Origin of the sequence: Stenotrophomonas sp. SMYL41 (assembly GCF_036319965.1) — a bacterium.
Lineage (GTDB): Bacteria > Pseudomonadota > Gammaproteobacteria > Xanthomonadales > Xanthomonadaceae > Stenotrophomonas > Stenotrophomonas maltophilia_R.
The window spans coordinates 58289-73375 of sequence record NZ_JAWIRX010000020.1; the positions used below are offsets into that span (position 1 = coordinate 58289).

Annotated in this window: 11 protein-coding genes; 5 read left to right on the forward strand and 6 right to left on the reverse strand. The window is 68.3% G+C overall.

Annotated elements, in window-relative coordinates; translation table 11 throughout:
- Nucleotides 1-95: 95 nt before the first annotated feature.
- Both V3B30_RS19280 and ppc read left to right on the forward strand, forming a co-directional pair.
- Entirely contained in the window at nt 96-2612 is a 2517-nt protein-coding gene (locus tag V3B30_RS19280) for a prolyl oligopeptidase family serine peptidase (protein ID WP_262083317.1), read from the forward strand.
- 126 nt (nt 2613-2738) lie between these two features.
- On the forward strand, nt 2739-5450 hold the full coding sequence (gene ppc, locus V3B30_RS19285; RefSeq protein ID WP_262083316.1) for a phosphoenolpyruvate carboxylase: 2712 nt from the start codon (nt 2739-2741) through the stop codon (nt 5448-5450).
- A gap of 68 nt (nt 5451-5518) precedes the next feature.
- Here ppc and V3B30_RS19290 read toward each other — a convergent pair whose 3' ends face one another.
- On the reverse strand, nt 5519-6025 hold the full coding sequence (locus V3B30_RS19290; protein ID WP_005415314.1) for an acyl-CoA thioesterase: 507 nt from the start codon (nt 6023-6025) through the stop codon (nt 5519-5521).
- 140 nt (nt 6026-6165) lie between these two features.
- Nucleotides 6166-7377 (reverse strand): methionine adenosyltransferase, encoded by a 1212-nt coding sequence (metK, locus tag V3B30_RS19295; protein WP_010481882.1) that lies wholly within the window; start codon nt 7375-7377, stop codon nt 6166-6168.
- Between the two features lie 335 nt (nt 7378-7712).
- Between metK and V3B30_RS19300 the strand changes: the two genes are divergently transcribed.
- The 3 genes from V3B30_RS19300 (at nt 7713) to V3B30_RS19310 (ending at nt 11409) form a co-directional block, all read left to right on the forward strand.
- Entirely contained in the window at nt 7713-9428 is a 1716-nt protein-coding gene (locus tag V3B30_RS19300; protein ID WP_262083350.1) for a lysophospholipid acyltransferase family protein, read from the forward strand.
- Nucleotides 9425-10225 (forward strand): UDP-2,3-diacylglucosamine diphosphatase, encoded by an 801-nt coding sequence (locus tag V3B30_RS19305; protein WP_262083315.1) that lies wholly within the window; start codon nt 9425-9427, stop codon nt 10223-10225. Before V3B30_RS19300 ends, V3B30_RS19305 begins: the two co-directional genes overlap by 4 nt.
- A gap of 116 nt (nt 10226-10341) precedes the next feature.
- Nucleotides 10342-11409 carry a metal-dependent hydrolase gene (locus tag V3B30_RS19310; RefSeq protein ID WP_262083314.1) on the forward strand — a complete coding sequence of 356 codons (1068 nt, stop codon included), beginning with the start codon at nt 10342-10344 and terminating at the stop codon, nt 11407-11409.
- Between the two features lie 74 nt (nt 11410-11483).
- Here the strand turns inward: V3B30_RS19310 and V3B30_RS19315 are convergent, their stop codons facing one another.
- The 4 genes from V3B30_RS19315 to V3B30_RS19330 all read right to left on the reverse strand — a co-directional run bounded on the left by V3B30_RS19315 (nt 11484) and on the right by V3B30_RS19330 (nt 15062).
- Complete coding sequence (locus V3B30_RS19315; protein WP_061478371.1) at nt 11484-12311, reverse strand: class I SAM-dependent methyltransferase; 828 nt, start codon at nt 12309-12311, stop codon at nt 11484-11486.
- 60 nt (nt 12312-12371) lie between these two features.
- Complete coding sequence (gene dusB, locus V3B30_RS19320; protein ID WP_100475154.1) at nt 12372-13367, reverse strand: tRNA dihydrouridine synthase DusB; 996 nt, start codon at nt 13365-13367, stop codon at nt 12372-12374.
- Nucleotides 13368-13514: 147 nt separating this feature from the next.
- Nucleotides 13515-13946: a hypothetical protein gene (locus V3B30_RS19325; protein ID WP_262083313.1), complete on the reverse strand. Its 432-nt coding sequence runs from the start codon at nt 13944-13946 to the stop codon at nt 13515-13517.
- Between the two features lie 150 nt (nt 13947-14096).
- Nucleotides 14097-15062: a ribokinase gene (locus V3B30_RS19330; protein ID WP_262083312.1), complete on the reverse strand. Its 966-nt coding sequence runs from the start codon at nt 15060-15062 to the stop codon at nt 14097-14099.
- Between the last annotated feature and the right edge of the window lie 25 nt (nt 15063-15087).

Sequence of the window (15087 nt, forward strand, 5' to 3'; positions counted from 1 at the left end):
ACGGCATGACATCCGGATGACCCAACCATCGGCAGGTGGGGGCGCGTGCATGGCCTGTTAAGGTCGGTGTTTTCACGCATCACACAGGTGGAACGATGAGCATGCACGCGCGCCGCACACGGCGCTGGACCGGCCTGGTCCTGTCGATGGGACTGCTGGCGGTGGCCCCGCTGGCCTGGGCCTTGTCCCCGCAGCCTGCTGCGGCGCAGGCCCCGGGCGTCAACGGCTACGAACTGCCCTCGGCGGCGCTGCAGGCGGTGGTGGATGCGCCCCGTGCGCCTTCGTTGTACCTGTCGCCACGCCGCGACGTGGCCGCGTTGATGCAGATGCCATCGCTGCCGTCGATCCAGGTGGTGGCGCAGCCGGAACTGAAGCTGGCCGGCCTGCGCATCAACCCGCGCACGTTCTCCGACAGCCGCTTCAGCTTCGGCGAGAAGCTGTGGCTGATGAACGTGGCCGATGGCAAGGAGCGGCAGATCAGCGGACTGCCGGCCAAGCTGTCGATCGCCAGCGTGATGTGGTCGCCAGACCAGAAGTGGCTGGCCTTCAACCAGGTCGACGCCGCCACCGGCGCCAATGAACTGTGGCTGGTGGACGTGGCCGGCGGCAGTGCCCGTCGTCTGGTTGCCGGCCTGAACACGGTGATCGGCAGCGGCTACCAGTGGTTGCCGGACAGCCGCAGTCTGGTGGTGTTTACGCGCCCGGCCAACCTCGGTGCGGCCCCCGCCGCCGATGGCATCCCGACCGGCCCGGCCGTGCAGCAGACCCGCCAGGGCGAGGGCGTGGTGTCGATCCGTACCTACCAGGACCTGCTGAGGAACGAAGCCGATGCGCGCCAGTTTGATTACTACGCCACCACGCAACCGGTGGAAGTCAGCCTGGACGGCAGCACCCGCGCGATCGGCGCGGCCGGCATCTTCATGGGCTTCGCGGTGTCGCCCGATGGCCGTTTCGTGCTGCGCCAGCCGGTGCAGCGCCCGTACTCGTACCTGGTGCCGGTAAGCAGCTTCCCGCGCCGCATCGAAGTGATCGAGCGTGCCAGCGGCAAGCTGGTGCACACCGTGGCGGTGCGGCCGCTGGTGGAAGGCCTGCCGACCGGCAACGATGCCGAAGTGACTGGCGTGCGCGACATCCGCTGGCGTGGTGATGCCGATGCCACCCTGGTCTGGGCCGAAGCGCAGGACGGCGGCGATCCGAACAGGGACGCCAAGGTGCGCGATGCGGTGCTGATGCAGGCCGCGCCTTTCGACAAGCCGCCGGTGACGCTGGCCCAGCTTGGCAGCCGCCTGGCCGGCATCAGCTGGGGCCGCGGCGACCTTGCCCTGCTGACCGAATCGTGGTGGAAGACCCGCAGGACCAAGACCTGGCTGATCACCCCGGACAACGCCAGCGCCGAGCCGCGCCTGCTGTGGGATCGCGATGCACAGGACCGCTATGCGGATCCGGGCCGGCCGCTGATGGCCAGCGACGACCGCGGTCGCTCGCTGCTGCAGACCAGCGCCGATGGCAGCAGCCTGTACCTGGCCGGCGCCGGCGCTTCGCCGGAAGGCGATCGTCCGTTCGTGGACCGCTTCGACATCGCCAGCGGCAAGGCCACCCGCCTGTTCCACTCGCAGGCGCCGAGCTATGCGCTGCCGGTGGCATTGCTGGACGACCAGGCCAGCTCGCTGCTGCTGAGCCGCGAGAGCCCGGACGAGCCGGCCAACTTCTACGTGCAATCGCTGGCCGATGTAGGCGCTGCGCCACGTGCGCTGACCCACTTCGCGCATCCGCTGCCGCAGCTGAAGGGCGTGCAGAAGGAGCAGATCCGCTACAAGCGCAAGGATGGCGTCGACCTGACCGCAACCCTGCTGCTGCCGCCGGGCTACGATCCGAAGCGCGACGGCCCGCGCCCGCTGCTGATGTGGGCCTACCCGGGTGAGTTCAAGAGCGCGGCCGCGGCCAGCCAGGTCACCGATTCGCCGTACCGCTTCAATGCGGTCAGCTACTGGGGCCCGCAGGCGTTCCTGGCCAAGGGCTACGTGGTGCTGGCCAGCCCGTCGATGCCGATCATCGGCGAGGGCGACAACGAGCCGAACGACACCTACGTCGAACAGCTGGTGGCCAACGCGCAGGCGGCCGTGGATGAAGTGGTGCGCCGTGGTGTGACCGATCGCGACCACATCGCCATCGGTGGTCATTCCTACGGTGCGTTCATGACCGCCAACCTGCTGGCGCACACCCGCCTGTTCAAGGCCGGCATCGCCCGCAGCGGCGCCTACAACCGCACGCTCACCCCGTTCGGCTTCCAGGCCGAAGAGCGCAACTACTGGCAGGCGCAGGACGTGTACCAGAAGATGGCGCCGTTCAACTACGCCGACAGGATCAAGGATCCGATCCTGTTCATCCACGGCGTGGACGACAACAACTCCGGCACGTTCCCGATGCAGAGCGAGCGCATGTTCGCCGCGGTGAAGGGCCTGGGGGGCACTGCGCGGCTGGTGATGCTGCCGAACGAGTCGCACGCGTACCGCGCGCGCGAATCGATCATGACCATGCTGGCCGAAAGCGAGCGCTGGCTGGAGCAGACCATCGGCCCGGCCGAGCAGGGCAAGGCGAAGAAGCAGCGCTGACCGGACCCGGTAGTGCCGGCCAGCGGCCGGCACTACCAGATGAAACCATTTTTGCATCGCAGCACGACGCCCGTTCTGGTTTAGGCTTGGGGCCTGGATCCGTTGACCGAGGCCTGTGCGTCGCCGATGAACGAGTACCGCAGCAGCATCGAGTTTGCTTCTCCCGATCTTCCGCTTCGCGATGATGTGCGCCGGCTCGGCGCACTGGTCGGTGACCTGCTGGTCGAGCAGGTATCGGCAGCCTTCCTCGACGATGTCGAAGACGTGCGTACCCGCGCCATCGCCCGCCGCGAGAACCAGGCACCGCTGTCGGAGCTGGCCGAAGGGTTGGCCGGACGCACGCCGCAGCAGGCCGAGACCATGGTGCGGGCCTTCAGCACTTACTTCCAGGTGGTCAACATCGCCGAGCGCGTGCATCGCATCCGCCGCCGCCGCGACTACCAACGCGCCGGCACCGCCGGGGCGCAGCCCGACGGCCTGCAGGATGCGCTGCAGCACCTGAAGGCGCAGGGCGTGGGCCTGGACGAGCTGGCGCAGTGGTTGCCCCGGATCGACATCGAACCGGTGTTCACCGCGCACCCGACCGAAGCGGTGCGCCGTGCGCTGCTGGAGAAAGAGCAGCTGATGGTGGCCAGCCTGGTCGACAACCTCGACGGCCAGCGCACGCCGGGGGAAGCTGCTGCCGATGCCGCGCGCTTCCGCATGGCGCTGACTGCCTCGTGGCAGACCACCGATTCCTCGCCGGTGCGGCCCACCGTCGATGACGAGCGCGAGCACGTGGGCTTCTACCTGGTGCAGGTGCTGTACCGGGTGATACCGGTGCTGTACGAATCGCTGCAGCAGGCGCTGCGCGATACCTACGGCGAAGAACTGCCACTGCCGCGCCTGCTGCGTTTCGGTACGTGGGTGGGCGGCGACATGGACGGCAACCCGAACGTGGATGCCCACACCATCCGCAATACGCTGGATGCGCAGCGGCAGGCGGTACTCGCGCGCTACCAGAAGGAACTGCTGCAGCTGGCCAGCCTGCTCAGCCAGTCCACCGAGCGGGTGGGCGTGAGCGATGCGTTGCAGGCGCGCGTGGCGCAGTACGAGCAGCTGCTGCCGCAGGTGCAGTCGCGGCCACGCCATGCCGACATGCCGTACCGCCTGCTCAACGACCGCATGCGCGCACGCCTGCAGGCAACGCTGGACGATGGCGAGGGCGCTTACGCCGGCCCGGACGAACTGATCGACGACCTGCAGCTGATCCTGGACAGCCTGCGCGCGAACCGTGGCCAACATGCCGGTGGCTTCGCCGTGCAGCGCCTGCTGTGGCGGGTAAAGACCTTTGGCTTCCACCTGGCGCGGTTGGACGTGCGCCAGGAATCGAGCGTGCACGCGCGCGCGCTGGCCACCGTGCTGGGTGGCGATGCCGCGTGGGACGGTCTGGATGCATTGGGTCGCGCGCGGCTGCTGGCGCCGCATGCCAGTGGGGACGCACCGTTGCCGAAGGGCGACGATGAAGGCAACCGGCGACTGGACGCCGTGTTCGCGGCGTTGGCCGATGCGCGTGCGCGCCATGGCGGCGATGCACTGGGCAGCTACATCATCTCGATGGCACATGACCGCAGCGACGTGCTGGCGGTGCTGGCGCTGGCGCGCCGTGGCGGCCTGGTGGAAGGGAACGGCTCAGTGCCGCTGGATATCGCGCCGCTGTTCGAGACGGTGGACGATCTCAAGCGTGGTACCGCGACCCTGCGCGATCTGCTGGCCGACCCGGTGTACCGCGCGCACCTGCATGCACGCGATGACGTGCAGATGGTGATGCTGGGCTATTCGGACAGCAGCAAGGACGGCGGCATCGCCGCTTCGCGCTGGGGCCTGCAGCGTGCGCAGGTGGAGCTGCTGGAGGTGGCGGCCGAGGCCGGCATCCGCCTGACCTTCTTCCATGGCCGTGGTGGTTCGATCAGCCGCGGTGGTGGCAAGACCACGCACGCGGTGGATGCCTCGCCGCGCGGCAGCATCGATGGCCGCCTGCGGGTGACCGAGCAGGGCGAGGTGATCCATCGCAAATATGGCATCCGTGCACTGGCCCTGCGGTCGCTGGAGCAGGCCACCGGCGCGGTGCTGCGCGCCAGCCTGCGCCCGCGTGCCGCCGAACCCCGCGAGGATCAGTGGCGACCGGTGATGGACGCGGTGGCGCCCGCCAGCAGCGAGGTGTATCGCGCCTTCGTCGGCCAGGCCGGCTTCATGGACTACTTCCGCACTGCCACGCCGATCGACGTGATCGAGCGGATGACGCTGGGCTCGCGGCCGTCACGCCGGCTCGGCCAGGACGCGGCACTGGGCAACCTGCGTGCGATTCCATGGGTGTTCGCCTGGAGCCAGGCGCGTGCGGTGATTCCCGGCTGGTACGGCGTGGGCAGCGGACTGCAGGCGGCGGTTGATGCCGGCCACGAACAGACCCTGCGCGATATGGCGCGAGACTGGCCGTTCTTCCGTACGTTCCTGGACGACATCGCGATGGTGTTGTCCAAGGGAGATATCACCATTGCCGAGCAGTTTTCGCTGTTGTCGGGTGAACTGCACGGCCACTTCTTCCCGCAGGTCCAACGTGAGCTTGAACTCACCCGGCACTGGCTGCTGGCGCTGATGGACCAGCGGACGCTGCTTGACCACGATGCGCGGCTGGCGTTGTCGATCCGCCTGCGCAATCCCTACGTCGATCCGATCAGCGTGCTGCAGGTGGATCTGCTGCAGCGCTGGCGGGCCAGCGGGCGCGAGGATGACGACCTGCTGCGTGCGCTGGTGGCGTGCGTGAACGGTGTGTCGCAGGGCGTGCAGAACACGGGTTGATCCGCATCCGCCGGGCATGGCCCGGCGCTACCTGCCTCGGTGGGTGCGGGGCTTGGCCCCGCACGCCCTCACTCTTCGGGTGACGGCGGGTTCGACGCCAGCAGTTCCAGATGGCGCTGCTCCATTTCCTGGCGCAGCTGGCGGCGGATCTGTGCCGCGGCCTGGCGGCGCTTCTCGTCTGACGTGGCCGGCTGCAAGGGCGGCACCGGCGTTGGACGGCCTTCCTCATCCACGGCCACCATGGTGAAGAAGCAGCTGTTGGCGTGGCGCACGCTGCGCTTCAGGATGTCTTCGGCCACCACCTTGATGCCGATCTCCATTGACGAGGTGCCGGTGTAATTGACCGAGGCCAGGAAGGTGACCAGTTCGCCCACCGCGATCGGCTGGCGGAACATCACCTGGTCCACCGACAGGGTGACCACGTAGCTGCCGGCGTAACGGCTGGCGCAGGCATAGGCCACCTGGTCGAGCAGGCGCAGAATGGCGCCGCCGTGGACCTTGCCGGAGAAATTGGCCATCTCCGGCGACATCAGCACGGTCATGGACAGCTGGTGGGTTTTCAGTTCGGTCGACATGCGGCGATTGTATCGGCAACCGGGTAGCGCCGGCCGCTGGCCGGCAACCGCGCACGCCTTCCCGCATGCCATGAAAAAGCCGGCCAGCAGCCGGCTCTACCAGAAAAGAGAAGGGCCGCTTGCGCGGCCCTTCGTGTTTCTTACTTCAGCTTCGCATCGGCGCGCAGGGCGGCAGCGCGGTCGGTCTTCTCCCAGGAGAAGGCCGTGGCGTTGACGGTCTCGCCTTCGCCGTTGAGGTAGCTGAACTCCTTCGGCTTGCGGCCGAAGTGGCCGTAGGCGGCGGTCTGCTGGTACATCGGGTGCACCAGGTCCAGCATCTTGATGATGCCGTACGGGCGCAGGTCGAAGTGCTTGCGGATCAGCTTCTCGATCTTGTCGTCGCTGATCTTGCCGGTGCCGAAGGTGGTGACCGAGATCGAGGTCGGCTCGGCCACGCCGATGGCGTAGGAGACCTGCACTTCGCAACGGTCGGCCAGGCCGGCGGCAACCACGTTCTTGGCGACGTAGCGGGCAGCGTAAGCAGCCGAACGGTCGACCTTGGACGGATCCTTGCCGGAGAAGGCGCCGCCACCGTGACGGGCCCAGCCGCCGTAGGTGTCGACGATGATCTTGCGGCCGGTCAGGCCGCAGTCGCCCACCGGGCCGCCGATCTCGAACTTGCCGGTCGGGTTGATGTGGAACTTGGTGCCCTTGTGCAGCCACTTGGCCGGCAGCACCGGCTTGATGATCTCTTCGCGGACGGCCTCGATGAGGTCCTTCTGCTTGATGCCCGGGGCGTGCTGGGTCGACAGGACCACGGCGTCGATGGCCGAGACCACGCCGTTCTCATAGCGCAGGGTGACCTGGCTCTTGGCGTCCGGGCGCAGCCACGACAGCGGCGAGTTCTTCTTCTTGCGGATCTTGGCCTGCTGCTCGACCAGGCGGTGCGACAGGTGGATCGCGGCCGGCATGTAGCTGTCGGTCTCGTTGGTGGCATAGCCGAACATCAGGCCCTGGTCGCCAGCGCCCATTTCTTCCGGCTTCTTGCGGTCCACGCCCTGGGCGATGTGCGGGGACTGCTTGCCGATCAGGTTCAGCACGCCGCAGGTGGCGCCGTCGAAGCCGACGTCGGAGCTGTCGTAGCCGATGTCCGTGATGACCTTGCGGGTCAGTGCTTCCAGGTCGATCCAGGCACTGGTGGTGATTTCACCGGCCACGATGGCAACACCGGTCTTGACCATGGTCTCGCAGGCCACGCGGGCGCGCTGGTCCTGGGTCAGGATCGCGTCCAGCACCGCATCGGAGATCTGGTCGGCAACCTTGTCCGGATGGCCTTCGGAGACCGACTCGGAGGTGAAGAGATAGCTGGACATCAGGCGTAATATCCCTTGATTCGGATGGAAAGATGGGCGCGCATGATACACGGGGTGCGCCGCCTGTGCATTGTGAACCTGTACCGGTTGCCGGTGGTTAAGCCCATGTAGGCCCGGCAGGGGCCGTCCGGCCGGGATTGAGGCCCAGCCTCGAGGCCCAGTGTTCCACCAGCGTGACAACGCACCGGGCTGCTGCCGGCCTCGACCGCGCACGCCACGACGCCCGCCAGAGGCTGCCCGGCCGTCATCGTTCTGCCCCAAAACCGCCATCTGGCTGCCGCCTGCCGGGCGCAGGCTGTCGGCCAATCCGGCCGCCGGGCATGAGTGGATCCGCCATGCAGGAACTCGAACAGCGTCTCCAGCAACGCTTCCCCGATTGGTTCCATGGCCGTCGAGGCCAGCTGGCGCGGCCGCTGCTGCGCAGCGTGGGCCGCTGGTCGCGGTTGGACCAGATCGAAGCCTTCCTGCAGCGCAGCGCGGGATTGCGCGGATTCGGCTTCGTCGCCGCCGGCCTGGAGTTCATCGATGGCCAGTACCAGGTGGATCCGGCCGCGCTGGCGAAGATCCCGGCCACCGGCCGCCTGCTGATCGTTGCCAACCATCCCTCCGGGGCACTGGACGCGCTGGCCCTGCTGGACGCGGTCGGCCGCGTCCGCCGCGACGTGCGGATCGTGGCCAACGACCTGTTGGGGGCGATCGCGCCACTGCAGGACCTGCTGCTGCCGGTGCGCATCCTGGGTGGCAAGGCGCAGCGCGGCAGCCTGCATGCCGTGGAGGAAGCGTTGAACGCCGAGCAGTGCGTGATCGTGTTCCCGGCCGGCGAGGTCTCGCGGCTGTCGCTGCGCGGCATCCGCGATGGCCGCTGGCAGCGGGGGTTCGTCCGCTTTGCCCGCGCGGCCGGTGCGCCGGTGCTTCCGGTGCGGGTGGACGCGCGCAACTCCGCGCTGTTCTATGGCGCGTCGACCCTGTTCAAGCCGGCCGGCACTGCGCTGCTGGCGCGCGAGATGTTCACCCGTCGTGGCCGTCCGCTGCGGCTGAGCATCGGCGAGCCGATGCAGCTGGGCAAGGGCGGTGACCCGGGCGCCCAACTGCTGGCGGTACGCCGGGCGCTGTATGCACTCGGCCGCAATGGTGCGGCCGCCAATACCACTGCCTGCGCAGGCCCCGAGCCGCTGGCGGCCCCCGTGCCGCCTTCGCAGGTGGCTGCCGGCATTGCCGCAGCGACCCAGCTGGGCCAGACCGCCGATGGCAAGCAGATCCTGTTGGCGACCTGTACCGCCGATTCGCCGCTGCTGCTGGAGCTGGGCCGCCTGCGCGAGCTGACCTTCCGCCAGGTGGGCGAGGGCACCGGGCGCAGCCGCGATCTGGACGACTACGATCCGCAGTACGAGCACATCGTGATCTGGGACGCTACTGCGCAGCGCATCGCCGGCGCCTACCGCATCATGCGCGGCGCGCAGGCGCTGGCCCGTCACGGCCTGTCCGGGCTCTACAGCGCGTCGCTGTTCCGCTATTCCGACGATGCCATCACCCACATCGCCGAAGGCCTGGAACTGGGCCGCAGCTTCGTGGTGCCCGACTACTGGGGCAGCCGCAGCCTGGATTACCTGTGGCAGGGCATTGGTGCCTACCTGCAGTGCCGGCCGGGCATTCGCTACCTGTTCGGCGCCGTGTCGATCAGCGCGGCGCTGCCGCGTGATGCACGCGAGCAGCTGGTGGCGTACTACCAGCGCTACTACAGCGGTACCGCCGGCCTGGCCGAATCGAACCGCCCGTTCCAGTACTTCGCCGCGCCGCCGAGTTTCGGCGAGCTGGATGCAGGTGCCGCGTTCGATGTGCTCAAGGCCAACCTGGCCGCACTCGGTACCGGGGTGCCGACGCTGTACCGCCAGTACACCGATCTGTGCGAGCCGGGCGGTGCGCGTTTCCTTGCGTTCGGCGTCGACCCTGACTTCAGTGATTCGATCGACGGCCTGATCGAAGTGGATCTGTGCGCGATCCGGCCGAACAAGCGCAAACGCTACCTGCGCGACGCGGGGACGCCGGCATGAGCACGCTGGCGAACCTGTCGCCGCACCGGCGCGCAGTGTTCGTCTCCGACGTGCACCTGGGTTCACGTCATTGCCATGCCACCGAGCTGGCCCGGTTCCTCTCGCAGCTGCGCTGCGAACGGTTGTACCTGGTCGGCGACATCATCGACCTGTGGTGGATGGCGCATCGCCGGGCCAACTGGCGGCAGTCGCACAGCGAAGTCATCCAGGCCCTGCACGCGTTGCGCCGTGCAGGGACCGAGATCATCTACATTCCCGGCAACCACGACGCATCGTTGCGCCACGTATGCGGGCTGATGCTGCCGGCCATGCAGGTGCGCCGCCGTGCCATCCACGTGACCGCCGATGGCCGTCGCCTGCTGGTCGCCCACGGCGACGACTACGACGGCGTGACCCACTTCGGCGGCCTGCAGGAAAAGTTCGGCGACTGGCTGTACTACCGCATCCTCACCGGCAACCAGGCGCTGAACGCGGTGCGGCGCCGGCTGGGCATGCGCTACTGGTCGCTGTCGGAGTTCCTGAAGAAGCGCAGCGGTGCCGCCGAACGCTATATCGAGCGTTTCGTGCAGGCCGGGCTGGATGACGTGCGCCGGCGCGGCCTGGATGGCATCGTCTGCGGCCACATCCACCGCGCGGCGCTGGTCGAACGCGATGGCCTGGTCTACGCCAACGACGGCGACTGGGTGGAAAGCCTGACCGCACTGGCCGAAGACCATGATGGTGCGCTGCGCCTGCTCGACCACAACGGCCAGACGCTGGTGGAACTGCCGGGTGCGCGCTTGTCGCAGGTGGCGTAATGCGCGTCTGGCCTCCTGCAGCCGAGCCCATGTTCGGCTGACGTGGCGCTGGACGAAGAGCAGCCGAGCATGGCTCGGCTCTACATGCACCGCCTGCAAGCCGCTAGCATCGGTCCATGGATTCCCTGACCCAGATCGTGCTCGGTGGCGCCGTCGCCGCTGCCATCGCCCCGCCCGGACATCGCCGTGCGGCCCTGCTGGCCGGTGCCGCGCTTGGCACCCTGCCGGACCTCGATGCCCTGTGGCTCGGTTTCACCGCAGCCGATCCGGTGGCGAACATGATCGAGCACCGCAGCTTCAGCCATTCGCTGCTGGTGCTGCCCTGGGTGGCGGCATTGATCTGGTGGTTGTTCAAGCGTTTCGGCAATGGCCGCGTCGCGCAGTCGCCGGTGCGCTGGTTCTGGGCGATCCAGCTGGCGCTGGTCACCCATCCCGTGCTGGATGCGTTCACTGTGTATGGCACCCAGTTGTGGTGGCCGCTGCGCCCGCACCCGACCATGGGCTCCAGTGTCTTCATCATCGACCCGGGCTATACGGTGTGGCTGCTGCTGGGCTGCGTGCTGGCCTGGTTCGGTCGCGCCCGGCCCTGGGCGGGCAAAGTGCTGGGCGTGGCCCTGCTGCTCAGCAGTGGCTACCTGGGCTGGGGCCTGATCGCCAAGGCACAGGTTGACCGTGCCGCACAGCACAGCCTGGCCGCGATGGGCTTGGGCGATGCGCCGCGCTTCTCGGTGCCGATGCCGTTCAACACCCTGCTGTGGCGGGTGGTGGCGATGACGCCCAATGGCTACGTGGTGGGTGACCGCTCGCTGCTGGCCGACCGCGGGCCGATGCGGTTTGAAGGCCATGCGTCCAACGTGCAGGCCTTGCGCGAAGCGCAGGCCATCCCGGCGGTGCAGCAGCTGCAGTGGTTCAACCGTGGCTTCATGCGTGCGCAGGTGGTGGACGGCCGGTTGCTGCTGAGTGACCTGCGCATGGGCCTGGAACCGGACTACACCTTCAACTTCGTCGTGGCCGAGCAGGCCGAGGGGCAGTGGCGGCCAATCACGCCCGGGCAGGTGCGCGTGGATTACAGCAGTCCCGCCGCGCGCGCTGACGCCGGTCGCCGGTTGGCCGCCATGTGGCAGCGGATCTGGCATCAGCCGGCAGCACCGCCGGGTGCGGTCGACCATACCGCCGTGCATTGATCAGTAGATCCACGCCATGCGTGGATGGCGCGGACATCGGTGGTCGCCGCCCCGCACGGCGTGGCTCCACCGAATCAATACACCGTGGCGCGGCCCTGCACGAACGAATAGAAGAACACCGCGTTCGGGTCGTTCTGCACCAGGCGGAACTCGCGACGCATGCCTTCCACGGTGTCCTCGTCCACCGAGCCGGCCTGCAGCAGCTGGTCGGCCGCCGACAGCAGCAGTTGTTCCCAGAACGCGATCATCGTCTTGCGACGGGCCGGTTCGCGGTTGTCCAGGTGGATGGTCTTGATCTCGGTATGCACGTCGCGGAAGCCGCCGGCCAGCAGCAGGTTGCCCAGCTTGGCGCCGACGAACGGGTCTCCCCCGTGGTCGTACTGGAAATCGTTGAACGCCATCCAGTAGCGCCAGATGTGCGGCGAGTACGGGTCGAGCAGGAACGAGGCATTCATCACCTCGGTGATGTACACCGGCGAACCCGGCGCCAGCACGCGGCGCACCTCGCTCAGTACGCGTGCTGGTGACGGCACGTGCTCCAGCACCCAGCACAGGAACGCCGCGTCGAAGCTGCGTGCCTCGAACGGCAGCTCGCCGGCGTCGGCCTGCTGCAGGGTGTAGCGGTCGCTGCACCACGGTGTGCGCGCCAGGTTCTCGCGCGCGGTGGCCAGCTGCGTTTCGCTCAGGTCCACGCCGGTCACGTGCAGCTCGGGGAAGCGGCGCAGCAGGATCTCGGTCTGTGCGCCGACGCCGCTGCCGACTTCCAGCAGGCGCCGCGCGCCGCTGTAGTCGATCTGGCCGAAGATGCTCGATTCCAGCAGCCGGGCCTGGGTCATCAGGCGCTGCTGCTCGGTGCCGGAGAACCCGTGCAGGTAGGTCGGGGAGGAGATCGGCGGAGTCATGACGGCGGGCTCTTGTAGCGTCGAGCTGGCTCGACTGTTCGGAAACGCGGGGCGGGCGGCTCAGGCCGCCGAAGAGAGCGCCGGTTCCCCGGCGATCAGGCGGTCGAAGTACTCGGTGGTCAGGGCGATCTGGCTCTGCGGGTCTTCGGCGCGGTTGACCACTGCGCGGAAGGCGGCGTTCTCCGGCCGGTCCTTGGCGTACCAGCCCAGGTGCTTGCGCGCGATGCGCACGCCCTGCGGTTCGCCGTAGAACGCATGCAGTGCATGCAGGTGGCCGAGCAGGATGTCGCGCACTTCCGCCAGCGATGGCGGCGGCAGTTCCTCGCCGGTGGCCAGGTAGTGCGCCACCTCGCGGAAGATCCACGGCCGGCCCTGCGCGGAGCGACCGATCATCACTGCATCCACGCCGGTTTCCTTCAGGACGTACGCGGCCTTCTGCGGCGAGTCGATATCGCCGTTGGCGATCACCGGAATGCGCAGCGCCGCCTTGATCTCGCCGATGGTGCCGTACTCGGCCTGGCCGGTGTAATGCTGGTCGCGGGTGCGCCCATGCACGGCCAGCGCGGCGATGCCGCTGGCCTCGGCGATGCGCGCGATCACCGGGCCATTGCGGTGGTCGCAATCCCAACCGGTGCGGATCTTCAGCGTGACCGGCACGTCCACCGCGTTGACCACGGCTTCGAGGATGCGCGCCACCAGCTGTTCGTCGCGCATCAGTGCCGAGCCGGCCCAGGCGTTGCACACCTTCTTGGCCGGGCAGCCCATGTTGATGTCGATGATCTGCGCGCCGTGGTCCACGTTGTAGCGCGCGGCCTCGGCCAGCTGCTGCGGCTCGGTGCCGGCGATCTGCACGCTGATCGGGGCCGGTTCGCCCTCATGGTCCATGCGGTGGATGGACTTGCGCGTGTTCCAGAAGCGCGGGTCGCTGATGGTCATTTCCGAGGCGGCCAGCCCCGCACCCAGCCGTTTGCACAGCAGGCGGAACGGCTTGTCGGTGACGCCGGCCATGGGCGCCAGCACGACGTTGGGGGCAATGGTGTACGGGCCGATCTGCATGCGCCCATTGTAGGGCGCGGGCGGCGGTACGGCCGTGTCGGCGGCGTTCCGGTTCAGGCCGATCGGCACCGACCTCATGCCGTACCGGCATCAGCAGATGCTTGACGGTTGCTTCCACCGCCCCCAGGAGCGGGCGATGGTGGGCGGCTACCCCAGGCTCTGCCAGGCCTGGCGGGTACCCAGCGCGAAGGCCAGCCCCAGGCCGAGGCAGGCCAGTGAACTGACTACCCAGAAGTGCCGGCCGTTGTATCCGGGCCGGAGCAGCGCCAGCCCGAAGCCCATCGCCGCGCGCAGCAGCAACAGCAGGGCGATGCCCGACAGCACCGGACGGCTGGCCGGCAGCGGCGAATGCCAGCCTGCGGCTGCCAGCGCGTACAGCGTCCAGGCGACCAGCACAGCAGTAATGCCGGCGGTCATCAGCGGTGGCCACCAATGCCCCGCCTGTGCCAGCCGGACCATGCGCGGGCCAGCACCGAACCACCGGTACCAGGGTGCCCCAAAGGCAATGCAGCCGATATGCAGCAAGGCTGCGATGGCACTGCCGGCGGCGGCAACCAGCAACCAGCGGAATCCGTCCATGTCCTGCCCACGCTGAAATGCTGCGCGGATGGTGGGTGAGGGGCGGGGTGAGGGCAATGCGGCAGGCGGTCGCAGGGGCTGGACAATGGGCAGACAAAAAAGCCCGGATGCCTGCGCACCCGGGCCTTCTCATCCACGCAGGGCGTGGATCTATTTTGCTTCAGCGTCGGCCGGGGTGAAGCGCGGCATCGCCGCTGCAGCGCCTTCCTTCTCGGTCGAGCGACCGGCGAACTGGTTGGCGAAGCGCATGTGGCGGGCGAACGGGGCGTCGGCCACCTGCGCCAGCGACGCGGCCAGCGCACCGTTGAAGGCATCACCGGCACCGGTGGTGTCGATCGCCTGCACCTGTTCGGCACCCACGCGGTAGTACGGCTGGGTATCGCCGCGCAGGTTCTCGTCGGCATGCGACACGAACACGCCCACCGAACCGAGCGTGACCACCACGGTACCGTTGCCGACCAGCTTGCGGCACAGCGCGTGCAGGCTGGCGCCATCCAGCGCGGCGACGTCGTTGGCATCCACGCGCTCACCGACATGGCGGCCGAGCAGGGCGGCGAACTCGGTCTCGTTCGGGGTGATCACATCGGCCAGCTTGAGCAGGCCGATGGTCGAGGGGGCATCGGCCGGTGCGGTGTTGAGCACGGTGGTGACGCCGCCCTCGCGGGCCGTGGCCAGTGCTGCTTCGATGGTCTGCACCGGCGATTCCAGCTGCACCAGCACCACCTTGGCACTGGTCAGCAGGGCCTGCTGCTGTTGCAGGAAGTCGGTGCTCAGCGCAGCGTTGGCGCCCGGGCCGATCACGATGGTGTTGCGGCCACGGGCATCGACGTAGATGCCCGCGGTGCCGGTCGGCTCGCTGCTGGCTTCGGCGATCAGACCGAAGCCGTCCTGTGCGGCCAGTTCGCGCGCGGTGGCGCCACCGGCGTCGTCGCCCAGCGCGCACACGAAGTGGGTGTCGGCACCGGCGCGGCAGGCCGCCACAGCCTGGTTGAAGCCCTTGCCACCGGGGCCGGTGCTGTAACGGCCGGCAATGGTCGCACCCGGTGCCGGCAGCGACTCGCACCGCCACACGTGATCGACATTGAAGGAACCGACGACAACGACACTGCTGCTCATAGGGAATCTTTTCTCAACCAAGGGT